Source organism: Bacillus sp. SIMBA_031, from assembly GCF_046535225.1.
Lineage (GTDB): Bacteria > Bacillota > Bacilli > Bacillales > Bacillaceae > Bacillus > Bacillus velezensis.
Map to the genome: position 1 here is coordinate 1 of NZ_JAWRXC010000522.1, position 250 is coordinate 250.

Genomic DNA, 250 nt, shown 5'->3' on the forward strand with positions numbered 1-250 from the left:
ACAATCTGCCGCAAGAAGCACCACAGGCCTGTGCCCAGGCCATTCTGGACGTCGTTCATTTCTAAAACCTGTCCTGACAGCCGTGAACAGAATTGTCTGTTTCGCGGCTGCCGATTCAGGTTCAAAAGAGAAAGCGGCGAGTCTGCCATTCGCCTGACCGATAGAAGGACCCGGAAGTTCGAACATGGACCATATCGACCACATCCTGATCGTTGATGACGATCGTGAAATCCGCGAGTTGGTTTCAAGC

The 250-nt window shown here is 52.4% G+C and carries 1 protein-coding gene; it reads right to left on the reverse strand.

The features are described from left to right. Positions 1-186, reverse strand: a 186-nt coding sequence (locus SB724_RS21230; protein ID WP_410572983.1) for a hypothetical protein, incomplete at its 3' end; no start/stop codon positions are given. Positions 187-250: the final 64 nt, after the last annotated feature.